At 61.1% G+C, this 18403-nt stretch carries 17 protein-coding genes; 7 read left to right on the top strand and 10 right to left on the bottom strand.

The features are described from left to right. Positions 1-201: 201 nt before the first annotated feature. Entirely contained in the window at positions 202-627 is a 426-nt protein-coding gene (locus tag ACKAMS_RS06780) for an alpha/beta fold hydrolase (RefSeq protein ID WP_408988787.1), read from the bottom strand. Positions 628-774: 147 nt separating this feature from the next. Here ACKAMS_RS06780 and ACKAMS_RS06775 point away from each other — a divergent pair, with 147 nt between their 5' ends. Together ACKAMS_RS06775 and ACKAMS_RS06770 are read left to right on the top strand one after the other, a co-directional pair. Next, positions 775-1314, top strand: coding sequence for a C40 family peptidase (locus ACKAMS_RS06775; RefSeq protein WP_021332140.1), 540 nt, complete (start codon positions 775-777; stop codon positions 1312-1314). 190 nt (positions 1315-1504) lie between these two features. Continuing rightward, positions 1505-1741 (top strand): hypothetical protein, encoded by a 237-nt coding sequence (locus ACKAMS_RS06770; RefSeq protein ID WP_408988786.1) that lies wholly within the window; start codon positions 1505-1507, stop codon positions 1739-1741. Here the strand turns inward: ACKAMS_RS06770 and ACKAMS_RS06765 are convergent. The 3 genes from ACKAMS_RS06765 to ACKAMS_RS06755 form a co-directional block, all read right to left on the bottom strand. Then, positions 1716-3137, bottom strand: a complete 1422-nt coding sequence (locus tag ACKAMS_RS06765; RefSeq protein WP_408988785.1) for a LuxR C-terminal-related transcriptional regulator — start codon at positions 3135-3137, stop codon at positions 1716-1718. The genes ACKAMS_RS06770 and ACKAMS_RS06765 overlap by 26 nt on opposite strands. Next, a complete protein-coding gene (locus ACKAMS_RS06760) occupies positions 3088-3351 on the bottom strand; it encodes a hypothetical protein (protein WP_408988784.1) in 264 nt (87 codons plus the stop codon). Before ACKAMS_RS06760 ends, ACKAMS_RS06765 begins: the two co-directional genes overlap by 50 nt. 88 nt (positions 3352-3439) lie before the next feature. Continuing rightward, on the bottom strand, positions 3440-5773 hold the full coding sequence (locus ACKAMS_RS06755; protein WP_408988783.1) for an ATP-binding protein: 2334 nt from the start codon (positions 5771-5773) through the stop codon (positions 3440-3442). Between the two features lie 196 nt (positions 5774-5969). Here ACKAMS_RS06755 and ACKAMS_RS06750 point away from each other — a divergent pair, with 196 nt between their 5' ends. The 3 genes from ACKAMS_RS06750 (at position 5970) to ACKAMS_RS06740 (ending at position 9111) form a co-directional block, all read left to right on the top strand. Further along, positions 5970-6695, top strand: a complete 726-nt coding sequence (locus tag ACKAMS_RS06750; RefSeq protein ID WP_020908886.1) for a GntR family transcriptional regulator — start codon at positions 5970-5972, stop codon at positions 6693-6695. Positions 6696-6802: 107 nt separating this feature from the next. Then, positions 6803-8377, top strand: coding sequence for an NCS1 family nucleobase:cation symporter-1 (locus tag ACKAMS_RS06745; protein WP_070795779.1), 1575 nt, complete (start codon positions 6803-6805; stop codon positions 8375-8377). A 5-nt stretch (positions 8378-8382) separates the two neighbouring features. Next, positions 8383-9111: an aspartate/glutamate racemase family protein gene (locus tag ACKAMS_RS06740; RefSeq protein WP_019745045.1), complete on the top strand. Its 729-nt coding sequence runs from the start codon at positions 8383-8385 to the stop codon at positions 9109-9111. On the opposite strand, the gene ACKAMS_RS06735 is transcribed toward ACKAMS_RS06740, so the two are convergent. Together ACKAMS_RS06735 and ACKAMS_RS06730 are read right to left on the bottom strand one after the other, a co-directional pair. Continuing rightward, complete coding sequence (locus ACKAMS_RS06735) at positions 9078-10253, bottom strand: MFS transporter (protein WP_031333776.1); 1176 nt, start codon at positions 10251-10253, stop codon at positions 9078-9080. The two genes, ACKAMS_RS06740 and ACKAMS_RS06735, sit on opposite strands and share 34 nt — an antisense overlap. Positions 10254-10352: 99 nt before the next feature. Continuing rightward, on the bottom strand, positions 10353-10664 hold the full coding sequence (locus ACKAMS_RS06730) for a helix-turn-helix transcriptional regulator (RefSeq protein WP_021345375.1): 312 nt from the start codon (positions 10662-10664) through the stop codon (positions 10353-10355). A gap of 339 nt (positions 10665-11003) precedes the next feature. On the opposite strand from ACKAMS_RS06730, the gene ACKAMS_RS06725 reads away from it, so the two are divergent. Both ACKAMS_RS06725 and ACKAMS_RS06720 read left to right on the top strand, forming a co-directional pair. Next, a complete protein-coding gene (locus ACKAMS_RS06725; RefSeq protein WP_153211727.1) occupies positions 11004-12254 on the top strand; it encodes an MlaD family protein in 1251 nt (416 codons plus the stop codon). A 46-nt stretch (positions 12255-12300) separates the two neighbouring features. Next, the gene (locus tag ACKAMS_RS06720) at positions 12301-13077 is read left to right on the top strand and encodes a class I SAM-dependent methyltransferase (RefSeq protein ID WP_019745049.1); all 777 of its coding nucleotides are present in this window, start codon (positions 12301-12303) and stop codon (positions 13075-13077) included. A 7-nt stretch (positions 13078-13084) separates the two neighbouring features. Here the strand turns inward: ACKAMS_RS06720 and puuE are convergent, their stop codons facing one another. The 4 genes from puuE to ACKAMS_RS06700 form a co-directional block, all read right to left on the bottom strand. Then, positions 13085-14014: an allantoinase PuuE gene (gene puuE / locus ACKAMS_RS06715; protein WP_020908892.1), complete on the bottom strand. Its 930-nt coding sequence runs from the start codon at positions 14012-14014 to the stop codon at positions 13085-13087. 16 nt (positions 14015-14030) lie between these two features. After that, the gene (gene alc, locus ACKAMS_RS06710) at positions 14031-15017 is read right to left on the bottom strand and encodes an allantoicase (RefSeq protein WP_060938101.1); all 987 of its coding nucleotides are present in this window, start codon (positions 15015-15017) and stop codon (positions 14031-14033) included. A 3-nt stretch (positions 15018-15020) separates the two neighbouring features. Beyond that, positions 15021-16265 carry a DUF6986 family protein gene (locus ACKAMS_RS06705; RefSeq protein WP_279163564.1) on the bottom strand — a complete coding sequence of 415 codons (1245 nt, stop codon included), beginning with the start codon at positions 16263-16265 and terminating at the stop codon, positions 15021-15023. A gap of 62 nt (positions 16266-16327) precedes the next feature. Continuing rightward, complete coding sequence (locus tag ACKAMS_RS06700; protein ID WP_024487284.1) at positions 16328-18355, bottom strand: CocE/NonD family hydrolase; 2028 nt, start codon at positions 18353-18355, stop codon at positions 16328-16330. Positions 18356-18403: the final 48 nt, after the last annotated feature.

Below are 18403 nucleotides of genomic sequence, written 5' to 3'. Positions count from 1 at the left end.
CGTTTCATGCCCTCAGTGAGTGATCTCGGTTGCCTCCGAGTGTCTCACTAAATCCTGACAGAGAGGGTCCGGCCTGTGATTCCGTCAACACCTGGCCGAACAACTCCGCATCGTCGATAAGCCAATTGTGATTGCCAGGAACCTCGCGAACCTCGGGATCACCCAAGGCGGCGCAGACAGCATGAAAACTCGTTCGCGGAATCACATGATCATCAGCTCCCCACAACACGACAACAGGCATCGCGCGGACTCGTCGAATCGAAACTGTGGGATTCTGCGAGCGTGTACCGACTCGGCAGCCTCGACCATCGCCGACCCACACCAGTTCCACCACGGACGTTCACGAATCGGGCGCTCCTGACCACCAACCGAGTTCACCAGAACCAAGCGCGAGACTCGCGTGGGGAAGTCCCGCGCCACTGCTGTCGCTACACCGCCGCCGAACGAATGCCCGACGACGGTCACCGGACCGGTAACTCCGGCCGCGTCGAGAAACCGCGTCACCCACGCCGCATAACCTTCGAAGTTGCGATCGGCTCGGTCTAGGGCGCGGCGACGACCGTAGTACCTGCATCGGTACCTACTTCTTTCTTCTGCCACTTCGCGAGACGTCACGATTGCCGACATGCCACTCGAAGACAGGTATGCATCCCGTCCAACTGACCGGCGCGAACACGTCGAGGCGAAACCAGGCTGTGTGTCACAAGCCGAAGCCCGATCACGCCCAGCCGGATACCTGCTTCGGGACGCACCGACGCGAAGGCAACACGAGAAATGTCGCACCACCGATTCACCAGCCCCAGCACGACGAAGAACGCACTCGGAAGGGCGCTTGTCATCGGCGCGCTTTCACTGACAACCCTTGCCGTCAGTATCGACACCGCGAACGCTCAGGCCCCCTTGCTTCCCGACTGGAACACCGCCGGAGTTTCCGTCGTCACGAATCCGGCGAAAGTGTCAGCTTTCGCTTCCTCGGACGGAGGCCGCGCATTGGCAGCCGCAGAGTCCAAGATCGGCGCACCGTACGTCTGGGGCGCGACCGGACCGGACTCGTTCGACTGCTCCGGCCTCGTTCAATGGGCCTATGCACAAGCGGGCGTTTCAATTCCGCGAACTACCTACGACCAGGCGGTCGGCGGAGCTCCGATTTCCCGGGACGATCTCCAGCCAGGTGACGTAGTCCTGTACTACGGCGGGGAACATGTGGGGATCTATGCCGGAGGCGGTGAGGTCCTTCACGCCCCGACGTCCGGGGAGTCGGTCAAACGCGCACCCGTGGACTCGATGCCATACTATCTCGCCCGGCGCTACTGACATGTATCACGTCAACTTGACAAAAAGTCGTGTATCGCAACGATATTCGGGCCGTTCATCACGATCCGAATGCTTGACACTCCCCCAATGCGCGGAATGTGATGCCATCCTCTCCCCCGCGAGCGCGGTCTGCACCAGGTGTCGCGGAGCGCGGTTGGACGTAACGCGGTGTTGCGGAGACGGCACTGTCGTGTCCTGGCGAACGGTTCACGGCGACCCCACGACCGTTCTCGCCATCGTCGAATTGGACGAGGGGCCGTGGCTGTACACGTCGCTCACGGAATCCCCGCGCGCGGATGCGTCCGGACCGCTGCGAGTATTGTTTCAACGGCGAGAATTAGGTAAGCGGTACCCGGTGTTCTGCCTGTGCGGCGACGATCGGGGAGAACTGCAATCGGACTTCAGTTCCGATCTGCTGAACCATTGACCTCGCGCGAGTCACGCTCCTGCGCAGTCGATACCACCCACGCCGCGATCTGCGCTCTGGAGGTGAAACCCAATTTCGTCAGCACGTGCTCCACGTGCCCCTGTGCTGTGCGTGGCGAAATGACGAGGTGCTCTGCGACAGCGCGGTTGGTGAGGCCAAGAGCAACCAGTTCCGCAACTTGCTGCTCACGACGGGTGAGTCGAATCGCCTCGGTCGACGATGTGTCCGGGACTCTGCGATGCTCGTCGAGCGCGTACGCGACAGCTTCACCCTCGGTCATCACAATTCCCCGGTGAAACTCCTTGTCGAAAGCACTCTTACCCAATGCCTTTTGAGTATCGTTTGCCGCCTTGTCATGGTGGGGTGACAAGATCGGAAGCCCCGCGAGCCGACTCCCGACCTTCTGCCAGTACATCGCCGCAGCGCCGAGCAGAACCGCCGATTGCTTCCAATCACGTTGCGCTGCAGCAATCCACGCCAACTGTTCGATACACCACGCCGAGTTCATTGAAGCGGCCGTGGCCCGCAGACTTCGCGCCAAATGGTCACGTGCGCGCTCGAGGTCACCTCGAAACCAGTCCACAAGCCCTAGATTGCTAAGCGCCGACGCCTGATACATCACTTCGTGCGGCGGTCCGGTGATGGCAAGGGACTCGTCGAAACACTCCACCGACCGCTCCAGCGCGCCGGTAAAGATGCAAGCGAGCCCGAGGGTAATCAAGCCGGCCACTTTGTGCTCCAGATTCTCAGCTGATTGGAAAAGCGATACGGCAGCCTCCAACTTCCTGGCGGCAGTGTCGAATTCGCCGTTGAACGTGTCGACATATCCGTCCGCCCATCCAGCCAGGCCTCGAGAGCGTACATCTCCCACGACCTCGGCAAGGCGCCAACTCTCCGCTACCTGTCCGCGCGCCCGGACGAGGTCACCCTGCATCCCATGCGCTACGGCGTCGATACACAGAATTTCCACGCGATAAGTGTCCGGCTCCCCATCGGAAGCTCTCAGGGTTCGATCCGCCCAGTGCCGCGCCGAAGCGATCCGACCGCCGAGAACCCAGAATCGGTACAGCGCCGCGACCATTCGCGTCGCTGATCGCGTCTGACCCGGCGTCGAGATCGAAAACTCCAGCGCGTCGTAGACGTTGTGCAGTTCACGACCCAGCCGTGCGATCCACGCAGCTTGCTGGTCGCTGATCCACTCGGCTTCCGCACGAACGACCAGCGCTTCGAACCAATCCCGGTGGCGCCATCGAAGTTCCACGTAGTCGTTCGAGATCTCGGCCTTCTCTCGTCCGTACTCCCGCAGGAGGTCGAGCAGGTGATAGCGAACAGTGCCATCAATCTCCTCACGAATGAGGATCGACTTCTCGACCAACGCAGTGACGAGATCGAGCACTTCCGTCGAACTCGATTCCTGCCCGCACCGCAAGCCGGATCGCCAGACGCGTCTTGCCCACGCCCCCAACGCCGGTCAGCGTCAACAAACGGGACGACTCGAACAATCTTCTGGCGTCGGCCAACTCACGCCGCCGACCGACAAAACTCGTCAACTCCAACGGCAAGTTGCCGACAACCCGATGATCGGCTTCTGCACGCACAGCGGATGCCATCGACCGACTCGCTTTCTGCGATTTCACTCCAAAAGCAACGCTACCCCCGCGAACTGCACCCGAGAAGCGCTAACCACTGCCCGCGATCTCAGCCTCGGGAGTCGGTCTCCTGCTCGGTCGACACGAACCACGCCGCGATCTGCGCTCTGGAGGTGAAACCCAATTTGGTCAGCACATGCTCCACATGCCCCTGAGCCGTGCGAAGCGAGATCACGAGATGTTCCGCGATAGCGCGATTGGTCAGGCCCCGCGCAACGAGTTCCGCAACTTGCTGCTCACGACGGGTGAGGTGAGGTGCCTCAGTTGACGATGAACCCGGAACACTGCGGCGCTCGTCGAGCGCATACGCGACAGCTTCACCCTCGGACATCACAAATCCGTTGCGAAACGACTTGTCGAAAGCGCTCTTACCCATAGCCCTACGAGCAGTCTCTGCCGCAGTGTCGTGATGAGGCGACAAACCCGGCAGGCCCGCCAGCCGACCCCCGACCTTCTGCCAATACATGGCTGCCGCGCCGAGCAGAACCGCGGAATTCTTCCAATCACGTTGCGCTGCAGCAATCCATGCCAGTGGTTCGATACACCACGCCGAGTTCATCGGGGCATCGAGAATTCTCAGACTCCGCGTCAAATAATCACGTGCGTCATCTAGTTCACCTCGGAGCCAGCCCACCAGCCCGAGGGTTCCCAACGCAAAAGCCTGGAACATGACTTCGTTGGCGGGCACGGTGATAGCGAGAGTCTCTTCGTTGCACTCCACCGAGCGATCGAGGGCCCCGGAAAGAAAGTACGCAATCCCCAGGGTGTCCAGGCCGATCACCACATGCAGCAGATTTTCGTCCAATCGAAACAGCGTCAACGCGGATTCCAACTTGGCTGTAGCGGTATCGAAGTTGCCTCTGAACGTATCGACGTATCCGTCACCCCATGCCGCGAGACCGCGTGAGCGTACGTCCGCCAAGGCATTCGCCAGGTGCCAACTCTCGTCGACCAGCGCTTGTGCCCGTTCGAGTTCCCCCTGCATCGCGTGATTCACAGCGTCGATGGCCAAGACATCAACGCGGAACGGGTCGAGCTCCCGATCCTCTGTATTCAGAGCTCGATCCGTCCAATACCGTGCCTGCACAAGCAATCCACCAGAAAGCCAGAATCTGTACAACGCAGCGACCATTCGCGTCGCGGATCGCGCCTCTCCGGTAGTGGAAATCGAAAACTCCAGCGCGTCGTAGACGTTGTGCTGTTCACGACCCAGCCGTGCGATCCACGCAGCTTGCTGGTCGCTGATCCACTCGGCTTCCGCACGAACGACCAGCGCTTCGAACCAATCACGTTGGCGCCGTTGAAGTTCCACGTAGTCGTTCGAGATCTCGGCCTTCTCTCGTCCGTACTCCCGCAGGAGGTCGAGCAGGTGATAGCGAACGGTGCCGTCGATCTCCTCACGAATGAGGATGGACTTCTCGACCAACGCAGTGACGAGATCGAGCACTTCCGTCGAACTCGATTCCTGCCCGCACACTCCCTCGGCTGCGTCAAGCTCGAACCCGCCGGAAAATACTGTCAGCCGACCCCACAGCTGCTGCTCCGGAGGTGAGCACAAGTCGTAACTCCAATCGATCGACAAGCGGAGAGTCTGCTGACGACTCGGTACGTCGCGTCCACCGGAAGTCAAAAGGCGGTAACGATCCGAGAGCCGATCCATGATCTGCTCCGCCGACATACCGCGCAGGCGAGCGGCCGCCAACTCGATCGGAAGCGGGAGTCCATCCAGGTCGTGACAGATATGAGCAACGGCGCGCTTGTTCTCCTCAGTGAGGGTGAAACCGGGGACGACTGAAGCCGCACGCTCGGTGAACAACGACACGGATTCGTACTGGGCAAGTCCCTCGAATTCGCGCGGCTGTTGCTGCGGTGTGGTGAGCGAGGGAACGCGCATCGTCACCTCACCGCCCATTCCCAACGATTCTCTGCTCGTCGCCAAGATCTTGACACCGGCACACCGCCGTAGGATCGCACCGGCAAACAGAGCGACGGCATCGACCAGATGTTCGCAGTTGTCGAGTACCAACAGCAGACTGCGATCGGAGCAGTAGTCGATCACAGTGTGCAGCGGGTCCGACGAGGACACCGGCCGCACCCCCAAAATCACGGCGACATAATCCTCGAGGAGTTCTGGATCCGTCTGCTCGCCCAACTCCACCAACCACGCGCCGTCTCGGAACACCCGCTGGAGCGCACTCGCAAGCCGGATCGCGAGCCGCGTCTTGCCGACACCTCCGATACCGGTGAGCGTCAATAAACGGGACGACTCGAACAATCTTCTGGCATCGGCCAACTCACGCCGCCGACCGACAAAACTCGTCAACTCCAACGGCAAGTTGCCGACAACTCGCTGGTCGGCTTCTGATCGCACAACGGATGCCATCGACCGACTCGCTTTCTGCCAACCACTACAAATCAACGCTACCCCCGCGTTCGTCGCCCTGAGCAGCGCTCACTTGTGCTTCGTCATCGCAGTCGAAATGTCGGCCCTCACGCATGCGATTCACGACGGCCATGCCGGTGTCACGCGCCCGAAACAACGGATTTCTACCCTGGCAGCGACGAGAAGGGAGACCGACATGCCACCGCGCCGTAGATCGGTACTACTGACGCAACTGGTAATCGATGCTCCCGGCAGTCCACAACAAACGATCCTCGACGAACTGCGCCGAGTGATTCTGTCGGGTTCGGCGCCTCCGGGTACCCCGATCCCCCTCGGCGACGTGGCTGATGTGTTCGGGGTCAGCCGAATACCAGTGCGGGAATCGCTGAAGACCCTGGTCGGAGAGTCGTTGGTCGACCACCGCCACCAATTCGGCTACACCGTTGCTCAGTTGACGCCGGCAGAACTGCGCGAGATGTACATCGTCCGCGAAACTCTCGAATCAGCTGCATTGGCCGTCGCCGTCGAGCAGGCCACCGAAGAGGATCACGAACACGCCGTCGAGGTGAATTCCCGTCTGGAGATCGCGTTGCGCTACGACGACTCTCAGTCCTATCACTGTGAGAGCCGAAACTTTCACCTCGCACTGACCCGACCGTCGCAAATGCTTCGACTTCTGCACATGTTCGAAGCTGCCTGGAACATCACCGAACCGGTACAGCCGATGGTCCATGTTGCCGGCGTCGATCGCCAGGTTCTGCACTCCGATCACACCGCGATGCTGGACGCATTCCTGCGTCGGGACGCAGCCGCTCTTCTGAGTGCTTCCGAAATCCATCATCGCCGACTCAACACCGTGATCGCGACTCTGCCGACAGACACCGGCCTACTGGCCGAGAAAGATATACCGATTGCGCAATAGCTGTGCAACACAGCGTCGATACCTTTCTCTCAACACAGTTTTCATCACTGACGCTGAGAGCTCGTGCACTGTCCGCTGATTTCCTGCACTGATGCACAGGAGCTGTCATGACCGACATTCTTCCGTCCCGAACGACCACTACCCCAACTCCCCCAAAGGAAACCGGCTCGGCCGACCTCGTAGAAGCCGCGGGCCACCCGGTCGGCGGCGGACTGATCAAACCGGGCTACGACCCTCGTTTGACCAACGAGGATCTGGCGCCGCTTCGCAAGCAGACCTGGTCGTCGTACAACATCTTCGCCTTCTGGATGTCCGACGTACACAGCGTCGGCGGATATGTCACTGCCGGTAGTCTTTTCGCACTGGGATTGGCCAGCTGGCAAGTACTCGTCGCCCTGCTGGTCGGTATCACGATCGTTTACTTCTTCTGCAATCTCGTCGCCAAGCCCAGCCAAGTTACCGGCGTACCGTATCCGGTGATCTGCCGCAGCGTGTTCGGTGTCCTCGGCGCGAACATCCCGGCAATCATTCGTGGCCTGATTGCCGTGGCCTGGTACGGGATTCAAACCTTTCTCGCTTCGGCAGCCCTCGATGTCGTACTGATCAAACTCTTTCCGTCACTCGCACCGTATGCCGTCGTCGAAGACTACGGATTCGCCGGACTCTCCGCACTGGGCTGGGGAAGTTTCATGCTCCTGTGGGTACTTCAGGCCTGCGTCTTCTGGCGAGGCATGGAATCGATCCGCCGCTTCATCGACTTCTGCGGGCCGGCTGTGTATGTCGTGATGTTCATGCTGTGCGGGTACCTCATCTACCAGGCAGGCTGGAGCGCTGTCGATCTCACACTCGGCGACGTCAAGTACTCCGGTTTCGACGCCGTGCCGGTCATGCTCGGTGCGATCGCTCTGGTTGTCTCGTACTTCTCCGGACCGATGCTCAACTTCGGTGACTTCTCCCGCTACGGGAAGTCGTTCGCTGCAGTCAAGAAGGGCAACTTCCTCGGTTTGCCATTGAACTTCCTCGTATTCTCGGTGTTGGTCGTCGTCACGGCGTCGTTGACACTGCCGGTGTACGGCGAACTGATCACCGATCCCGTCGCAACAGTGGCACGAATCGACAGCACCTTCGCCATCGTCCTCGGCGCACTCACCTTCACCATCGCCACGATCGGCATCAACATCGTGGCCAACTTCATTTCCCCGGCCTTCGACTTCTCCAACGTGAGCCCGCAGAAGATCAGCTGGCGCGCCGGCGGGATGATCGCGGCGATCGGCTCGATCCTCATCACCCCGTGGAACCTCTACAACAATCCCGACGTCATCCACTACACGCTCGAAACCCTCGGAGCCTTCATCGGTCCGCTGTTCGGAATCCTGATTGCCGACTACTACCTCGTGCGCAAGCAGAAGGTGATCGTCGACGAACTGTTCAGCATGTCGCCGACCGGAACCTACTGGTACAGCAAGGGATACAATCCTGCTGCAGTGATCGCCACCGTGGTGGGAGCCGTCGTCGCAATGGTCCCGGTCCTGGGCAAGGACCTCACCGGGATGTACACCGCAGCGCAGTACAGCTGGTTCATCGGTTGCGGGCTCGGATTTGCCGTCTACTACCTACTCGCCACGCGCACTTCCCTGGCTGTCCGGAATGCTTCTTCTCCCGACACTGTGACGGTCGACTGATCGTCATGAGAATCAAGGTGATCAACCCCAACACCACGTGGGCGATGACCGCCAAGATCGAGGAATGTGCCCGGGCCGTCGCGGGCTCGGGCACATTCGTCGAGGCCGTCAGCCCTGCGATGGGTCCCGCGTCGATCGAAAGCCACTACGACGAAGCTCTCAGCATCCCCGGAATCCTGGCCGAGATCGCCGCCGGAGAAAAGAACGAAGTCGACGGCTACGTCATTGCTTGCTTCGGTGACCCAGGCCTGGATGCAGCCAGAGAGCTGGCCAAGGGCCCCGTCGTAGCTGTTGCCGAAGCGGCAATGAATTACGCAAGTTTCCTGGGACGCGGATTCAGCATCGTGACCACCCTCGGTCGAACCCGCGGCCGCGCAGCCGATCTGGTGGACCGGTACGGCATGCAGGCTCGGTGCCGGGGTATCCACTCCTGCGAGATTCCGGTTCTGGAACTCGATCGTGATCCCGACGCGCGAAAGGTGATCTTGGAAGCCTGTTTCGACGCATTGGAGCAAGACGACTCGGACGTCCTCGTGCTGGGTTGCGCCGGCATGGCGGACCTGTGCCAGGACTTGTCCGACGAACTCGGTGTCCCGGTAGTCGACGGCGTTGCCGCTGGGGTCACGATGGTTCAATCGTTGGTCACCCTCGGACTGTCGACCAGTGCGCGCGGCGAGTTCACACGGCCACTGCCCAAAATCTACACCGGCACACTGACACCGTTCTCGCTGTGAACGTGCCCGAGCGAGAGTCGAGCACCGATCGTCACCAGTGCCAGGACCGAGAACAATACTCCGGCCCAGACTAATTGGCGGGTTTCGAAATGCGCGAGAAACAGTCCACCGACCGCAGTTCCGAGCGTGATCCCCAAGTTGGAGAACGAGATGAAAAGGCTGTTGCCGAATTCAGGCGCGTCGACTGCGTCTCGCCCCATCCAACTCTGCGAAACCACCAGACCACCGGAATGCACTACACCCCAAACCAACACGGCTACAACCATCGCACCGAAGTACGGGCCTGCCAGATAGAGCATCACGTAGACGACGATGTACAGCAAGGGAAAAGCCACAACCGTGCGCACCACACTCTTGGCGAGCACCGCCCCGAAGACGAAGTTGCCGAAGATCATCACGACACCGAAAGCCAAGAGCATCGCGCTGATCCACGATCCGCTCATGCCCGTCACTCCGCCGAGGTATTCGGCGAAGTATCCGTACACCGAGAACATGGCTGCGAAGACGAAGGTGACGGAAAGGATGGTCAACCACACGCGCGGCCGGCGAAGGATCCCGACCTGTGCGCCGTACGACAGGCGTTGTGTCACCGGAGCCGAGGGCAGAAGTACGACAATCCCGAGAAACGCGAGAACGTTGACCACGGCACCGAAAACGAAAGCCGTGGACACCGAGAAGTTCTCGGCCAGATACGACGTCAGCGGTACACCGAATGCGAATCCTACTGTGACACCCGCAAATACTTTCGTCACAGCTGCAGTTGCTTCCTCCGGTGGCACCAGTCGAACTGCACTCGCGAGTGCGAGCGCGAAGAAGACCGGGTGAACCACGGCGGGAATGATCCGAAATACAAACATCACCTCGAAACTCGACGTGCTCGCGTACACCATGTTGGAGACCGCAAAGACTGCAATCGCCACCAACAGAACGGTTTTCCTGTTGATTCCCGAGGTGATCAGCGTCGTGAACGGACCGGTCACCGCCACGACGAGCGCAAACACACCGACCAACCATCCGGCAGTGGACGCGGTGATACCGAACTTTTCGCTGACCTGAGGCAGAACCCCGATAATGCCCATCTCCGTAGTGATGATTCCGAATACACCCAACGCCAGAACCGGTATCAACAATTTCGACTTCACGACACACTCCTTACTACTACGCCACACAAGACAGATACATATCTAGATATATAGATATGTTTGATTGAGCAAAACCGGCCGTCGAGGGCAATCCGACCGCTACAACTTTTCGCGAACGAATTCCCTGAACTCGCCGATCACGGTTTCGTTTCGTCGGTAGTACGTCCACTTCCCGATGCGCTCGGACTCGAGCAGACCTACATCTTTCATGCCCTGCAGGTACCCCGAGATCACCGACTGGGCAAGTCCCGACCGCCCCTGAATATCACCGACACAGACTCCGATATGAAACCCGAGATCCTGTTGCGTGTACGAGTCCTCGTCGAAATACTTCGCCGGATGCGCGAGCCACTCCAAGATCTGCAGACGAGTCGGGTTGGACAGCGCCTTGAAGATCGCCAAAGCATCCATGGACCGCACCCCTTCTCCTCGCCAACCGGAACGCATCTACTTTTATGGATATGTTTGGCGAAGTCAAGCCCGATTCGGACGCAAAGCTACGTACGTCACATCGACGCATTTGAAGTGAGCTGTGCCACTTACGTTTCGACGACCTGCGGAAATCTCAGCGCCGACTTTCTATCTGTGACGACTTGTTTATAGTTATCGCCAACAACGAATTGCCGGAAGTTTCCGGTTCGCCCGAGAATGCTCGCGGGTGAACACAATTCGCTCAACACCAGCCGTACCCGGCTAGTCATTCGGGAGTCGAACCATGAACACACCGCATCAGTTCAGGGCCGTCCCCACATGGTGATGTCGAAGCTCGCCAAGTGGCAGCTGGTCGCACTCGTCGTGGTTGCACTCCTGGGTTTGATCTACGTCGGAGCGAAATACGTACGGCTGGACAATCTTCTGGGATTCGGCCAATACACGGTCAAAACCGAACTGGCGACGTCCGGTGGCATCTTCACCAACGCCGAAGTGACCTATCGCGGTGTACCCGTCGGACGCGTCGGCGACATGTCGCTCACGTCCGACGGAATCGAAGTCGACCTGTTGATCGACAGCAATGCTCCACAGATTCCCGCATCCGCGCGAGCCGTGGTGGCCAATCGCTCAGCCATCGGCGAGCAGTACGTCGACCTTCAGCCCGATACCGACCAGGGCCCGTTCCTCGAAGACGGCTCGGTGATCGCCGTGGGCGACACCACCACGCCGATCCCCATCGAGAACGTCTTGACCAGCGCGAACGGTCTGGTGCACTCCGTTCCGGTAGACGCACTCCACACCGTCGCGAAGGAACTCGGCGCGGCATTCAACGGCAAGGGCGAAGATCTGCAGGTACTTGCCGACTCGCTGTCGGGGATTTCCCAGTCGGGCCTCGACACCCTTCCCCAGACCCTCGGACTGATCCGCGACAGCCAGACGGTACTCACGACCCAGTCCGATCAATCGTCGGCGATCAAGCAGTTCAGCACCGACCTCGACGCACTGACTGCGCAATTGCGCACCAGCGACCCCGACATCCGACGCGTGATCGACAACGGCATACCGGCCAGCGAACAAGTCGGCTCTCTCGTCACCGAAGCCGGCCCCGCGCTCACGACCAACCTCTCCAACCTCTCCGCCGTTGCAGCGGCAGCCGCCCCGACACTGCCCTCGCTGCAGCCCTTCCTGCTCTTCCTGCCTGCCCTCGCCGGGGCGGCGCCCACCGTTGCACCGGGAGACGGCACAGTACATCTGGGCTTGGTACTCGAGACCAACAACCCGCTCTCGTGCACCGTCGGTTACGAAGGGACCATGGCGATCCTCGACGAGATGAAGCGCAAGGACCCGAACTTCGACGACACGACGCAGAACTTCCCGTTGAACACAGCCGCGAACTGCCAGGCACCCCAGGGCAGCGAAACGGGAGTTCGGAGCGCCAACCGCATCGCGTTCGCCGACCCGAACACCTCGCAACCGTGGGACAGCAAGCCCAAGGTGGACCCGGACAAGCTCAACCTGAACCCGATTGCCACACAACTCGCACCGATGCTCGGTGCCACCCCGAAGTAGCCGTAAAAAACTGGCACCGTCGACGCTCCGCGACGATGATGATGTGATGTCGCAAGGAACGCCTGAGAGGACGTCACGAAGTTTCGAGGAACTTGTCGCCGAAGCCGAATCCGCCTCCGTCGACGGGTGGGACTTCTCGTGGCTCGACGGGCGCGCCACGGAGCAGCGTCCGTCGTGGGGGTATCAGAGGTTGATGGGTGAACGTCTCGGTGGTGCCGGCGCTGCGCTGGACATCCAGACCGGCGGCGGCGAAGTCCTCGCCGCTGCACCGACACTCCCGCCGGTGATGGCGGCAACCGAATCCTGGCCACCGAACGTAACCAAGGCCACCGCGCTTCTGCGTCCCCGAGGTGTGGTGGTGGTCGCGGATCCGGACGAGCCACCGCTACCGTTTGCCGATTCGGCTTTCGATCTGGTGACCAGTCGACACCCTGCGACGGTGTGGTGGGCCGAGATCGCTCGGGTACTCGAACCGGGAGGAACGTACTTCGCTCAACATGTCGGTCACGCCAGCGTGTTCGAACTCGTCGAGTTCTTCCTCGGTCCTCAGCCGCAGGCTCGTCGCGGACGGCACTACGAGGACGAAAGCGCCGACGCGATTTCGGCCGGGCTCACCGTCGTCGACCTTCGTTTCGAGCGTCTGCGCATGGAATTCTTCGATATCGGCGCCGTTGTCTACTTCTTACGCAAGGTGATCTGGATGGTTCCGGGATTCACCGTCGCGCAGTATCTGGACCGGCTCCGGGAACTCGATCAGCAGATCCGTCGAGACGGATCTTTTGTCGCGTACTCGAGTCGATTTCTGATCGAGGCGCGCAAATAGCCCCGCATTACGCGGGGTGAATGGTCTTCCAGTGCTCGGCGATGTCGATTCGCCGCGAGATCCAGACCTTTTCGTGTGACTGCACATGGTCCAGGAAACGCTCGAGGGCGGCAGCTCGGGCAGGGCGTCCGACTATGCGGCAGTGCAACCCGACGGAGAGCATCTTCGGTGATCCGGCCGTTCCCTCCGCATACAGCACGTCGAAGGCGTCACGTAGGTGCGCAAAGAACTGATCGCCGCTGGGAAATCCTGCTGGAGAGGCGAAACGCATGTCGTTGGTATCGAGCGTGTACGGAACGACGAGATGCTTCACCGACTCTGTGCCACGCGGAACGTCTACCCAGTACGGCAGATCGTCGGCGTACGAATCGGAGTCGTAGACGAAGCCGCCGTGCTCGACCACCAATTCGCGGGTGTTCGGTGAATCGCGTCCGGTATACCAACCGAGAGGCGCCGAACCCGTCAGATCTTGCAGAATCTGGACTGCCTCGGCCATGTCGGCGCGTTCACGCTCGATGTCCACGGATTGGTAAGACTTCCAACGTAATCCGTGACACGCGATCTCGTGACCCAACTCCTGAAAAGCACTGACTGCTTCCGGGTTACGCTGCATTGCCCGCGCCACCGCAAAGACTGTGAGAGGCAGGTTTCGCCGCTCGAAGGTCCGCAGGACACGCCACAACCCGGCCCGGGAGCCGTACTCGTACAGCGATTCCATGCTCATGTGTCGATTCGGAAATGCTTCCGCCGGAGTCATTTCCGACAGAAAAGTCTCCGAAGCCGCGTCCCCGTCGAGGACGTTGTTCTCGGCTCCCTCTTCGTAGTTGAGTACGAACTGAACCGCTATCCGCGCGTCGCCGGGCCAGTGCGGATGCGGCGGATGAGGGCCGTACCCCACCATGTCCCGGGGATAGTCGTCGCGCGGATAGTCGCTCATGGCAACAACTTTACCGTCAGCGCCCGGAGATCACAGCGCGAGCAGCGTCGGTGAGTACGCCGAATACTCTCAGCCGCGCCAGGCCACCGTCCGGGAAGATGTCCAGACGAACATCGGTGACCGGAACTTCGGAATCGATCGGAAAGCGATGGCGCGTGTCCGGACGCAGCGTCGTACGCGGCAACAGTTCGAACCACTCCCCTTCCGGAGTTCGGCCGGTCAGAGCGCCCTCACCTGGACTGTTTCCGAGGAAGTACGAGGTGTCGATCTCGACGAAACTCAACACGCCTTCACCCGCGAGTTGTACTTGCACCCAGTCGTTTCCGTCGTCGCGGCGCCTGGCGGTCTCCCACCCGTCCCCCATCGAAGCAGCGCGTCCGGGGAACAGAATGTTCTGCGGTGAGCTGTAGAACATGTTGGAGCAATCGGTCACGCGGCCACCGTTTTCGAGTGCTGCAAGGTCCAACGGCCCGGCATCGAGGAAACGCGGGTCTGGCCGTGCTTCACCGTGAACACGGAATCTCGCAACGCCGCCGTCCGGATAAATGGTCAGCTTGACGTGCGTCCATCGATCCTCCGAAACCACCGAGAACGGATTCTCCGAGTCACCGTGCACGGTCGAGCGTTCGACGATGGTTGTCCACTCGCCGGATCCGGCCAGGTCGACGGGATCCGGATACCCGTCGACGGAGATTGCTTCCACCGAGATCTCGGGCGGGTAATTGCCCTTGAACCACGCGGTGTCGACCACGACGCCTCGCACCACTCCAGGAACACCGAGGCGCACGATCGCCTCGTCATGGCCTGCCACACGGCGACGACGCGTCTCCCAACCGTCGTACACCTGCCCCTTGTGTCCGAACGTCGCCGGCTGGTATCCGGCTTTACCTGGTCGGATCAGGGCCTCGCGCTCGGCGAATGCCTCGTCGTTCGCCCAGATGACGGCTCCGCCGAGGGTGCGCAGTGCCAGGTCGGGCAGCAAGGTGAATTCGGTGGTGCTCATCGGTCAGTGTTCTCCTGTGATCGGTGTGGTGCGTCCTACGAGGTGGTGGAGTGCGTTGGTGTCCGCGCTCGGGGCGAGCCGGAGAACGTCGGATTCTGGATAAGCCCCCGCGTCGAGCCCACGCAGTACCACCGCTGCCAGCGCCTGGGCAGTTGCAGGTTCGTCCATCACGTCGCCACCTTGGCGCCCCAGGTACGACTGGATGCGCGGGGCAGCGGCGCCGAGCGCGTTGCGGTAGAAGCCGAACGTGGCGAGCCAGCGGGTGACCAGATGCCCGGGGTGCATGTCCCACCCCTGGTAGTAACCGCGTTCAAGGGACCGCGTGACGAGGCGATGGTGCCGAGTGATCGCGTCGCGGATCGCCGTGGCGCTCCCGACGGGCGCGACCTGAGTTGACCCGTCGCACACCCAGACGCCGGTCTGCGCGGCAGCAGCCAACATGAGAGCCTTTGCGTGGTCTGCCACCGGATGTTCGAGCGACTGATGACGCGATGCAATTCCGCAAGCCGCACTGTAATCGTAAGTGCCGTAATGCAAACCGGTCAGACGGCCGGCACCGCGATGGATGGCCTGAGCAACTGCCACAGTTCCGTCGGCAGCGATGACCGCCTGCGGGCTCTCGATCTGCAGCTCGAACCGAAGCGAACCGGTCTCGAGTCCGTGCGCCTTCTCCAGTTCTTCGCAGAGCACCACCGTCGCCGTGACCTGCTCCACCGCGCGCAGTTTGGGAACGGTGAAGACAAATCCGTCCGGCACTCCGCCTGCCGCGTCGAGCACAAGCTCGAGCGTCCTGATCGAGCGTCGACGCTCACCGGCCGGCAGCCCTTTGAACCTGATGCCGCCCCAGTTCGGCCCGGCAGGATCAGCGCTCAACGCTGCAAGTGTCCGCCCGGCCGACGTCGCTGCTGCGTCTTCTTCTTCGTCGCTGCGGCGTCCGTACCCGTCCTCGAAATCGATCCGAAAGTCTTGGACCGGCTTGCGGCCGAGTTGAACTCGCACATCTGCGAGCGCATTCTCCGTGTCGAGATCGGCGAACACATGCGCATGGGAATCGAGAAGCGCGATCGCCTGCTCACCCCAGAGACGAGGGGTGTCGACGGTTGCATCCGCGGCACTGACGTAAATCGTGTGCACGGGCTGGATCTCGTCACGGTTTCCCGGGTACTGCGCCGCGAGCCGCTCGTCCACCGGATCCAGAAGTCCGTCCAGACGATCGTGGACGGCGGCGGAGAGTCGGGATTCTGTCATCGGACGATCTTCGCAGAACGTCCGCGAGCCCGCAGGTTCTCACGCCGCCGATCCAGTCCGGGTCAGCGACCCCCTACGAACGGAACGTTGACGAAGCTCGGCCGATCCGCAGCCAATTCGATGTGCTGCGGCTTCAGTTGGCTGTCGGCAAGCATCGGCCCGAGCGCCAGGTATCGCGGCACGCTGGCAGCGTAGACGTCGACGCGGAGCCGGTGACCGGGTTGTAGCACTGCGTCGGTCGGGAGCATGTTGATGTCGACGGCGGTGACCTCACCGGGAACCACCGGCTGACGCGTGTCGATCGTCAGATAGTGGTGCGGTTCACTGTAGTCACCGTTGGCCGAGCGAGTGCTCTTGGAATCGTCGACCGCCCGGAGCGACGCAGTCAGAGCGCCGTTCGTGATCGGTGTCGATGTTCCGTCCGGCGCTACGTCGTTGACCGTCGCTGCCCAGAATCCGTCCGTCACGTCCAGGACTGTCTCGAGGTGGACGTTGATCGGGCCCGAGAGTGAGGTCGGCTCCGTGACTGCCTCACCGGTGAACGTCAGACCCTCCGCTTCCTGGAATCGGGAATCCTTGGAACACGACGCACCGAGCACCACGGAGATCCCGGCAGTGCCCTGAGTTCCGTCACCGGAGCAGAAGCCTCGCAGTCCGGGTGCGACTGTCAATCGCGCTGCGGCACTGGGCTGGTCACTGGTCAGTGAACCGTCGTAGGCCGCGTGTGCGGCAGTTCCGCTGGGCGCGGAGTTCAGATACATACGTTCGTACGTCGCGCCCGCTCGCGGGAACTGATCATCCGTGATCCATCCGCCACCTTGCTGGAACATCGTCACCGGACCGTATCGCTCGATTCCGTTGTCGATGCCCTTGAGCCACTTGTCGAACCACGCGCGTTCGAGTACGTCGAGGCGAGGCGGCGCACCGTCCTTGCCGAATCCTCCACCGGGAGTGACGTGATAGCCGTTGCCCATGATCAACTGCTTCTGCCCGGCCGGCAGATCGATTCCGTTGTAGATCCGCGGCTCGCTGTTGGCGAAGATGTCGTGCCAACCGCCGTAGACCATCGTCGGAACAGTGATGTTGCCGACGTCAGCGGATCGGTCCTGATAGAACTGACCGTCCTGTGCGACTTGCAGAGTCGACGGTGACACGTCCTCGATTCTCTGGGCCGTCATCGCTTGTACCAGTTCAGGAATCAGGGTGCCGGGATCCTCGAGGCGGCTCGCCAACCACAGTGGATCGAAGTTGCCTTGCAGGATGTCCTGAACGTTCGGAATGAGTTTGAGCCCGTTGACCGCGGTCAGCCACAACGGCATGAACCCGACTCCGAGTCCGCCACCGGTTCCGACGATGTCGCGTAGCAGATCGTTGCCTGGTTCGACCGGGAAGATTGCCTTCAACGCAGGCGGATTGTTACTCGCGGCCTGTACGGAGTTGATCGCGGAGTACGAGATTCCGGCCATCCCCACTTTGCCGTCGGACCACCCCTGCTTGCTCATCCAATCGATGACTTCGACCGAATCCTGTTGCTCGCGCTTGCCGAGCACGTCCCAATTACCTTGGGAGAAGCCGGTTCCACGTGCGTCGACCACTACCTGCGTGTATCCGTTCTGGACCAGATCACGGTTGACGCCGAGAACCCTGGCGCCTCCGCCGGCTATGACGCCCGTCAACTCCGAGACTCCGTCGAACGGCGCCGCGAGGTCGAGCGAGTTCGCCACGTCCATCAACGTCTCACCCACCTGCGGGATCGACAGAGCTGAATCCACCAACGTGTCCAGCAGTTTCGTGTACGGAGTTATGTTGAGAACCGAAGGCGCCTTCGATTCCACAGCGCGCCCGGACGCATCCGCCGGTCGGTACACATTTGCCTGCAGAACCGTGCCGTCACTCATCGTGATGGGTACGTCCCACTCGACGGAGACGCCCGGATACTGCGGCGCAGTCTCCGTGGCCGCGAGCCAGGTCTGTCCGTCCGACCCTCCCGTCGGATCCGCGGAAGCGACGGCGCTCGGCACCGTCAATCCCACGACGCACAGCCCCACCGCAATCGTTGTCGACCTTCGACGTAGAAGTCGTGTCCTCACGAAAACCCCAATTTTCTGTTGTGATGACCCAGCCCTGCCCCCACGACA

This window comes from Rhodococcus sp. 5A-K4, assembly GCF_046097995.1.
GTDB lineage: Bacteria > Actinomycetota > Actinomycetes > Mycobacteriales > Mycobacteriaceae > Rhodococcus_F > Rhodococcus_F erythropolis.
The sequence above is the reverse complement of the archived record's forward strand: the minus strand, read 5'-3'. Positions and strand labels throughout refer to the sequence as shown.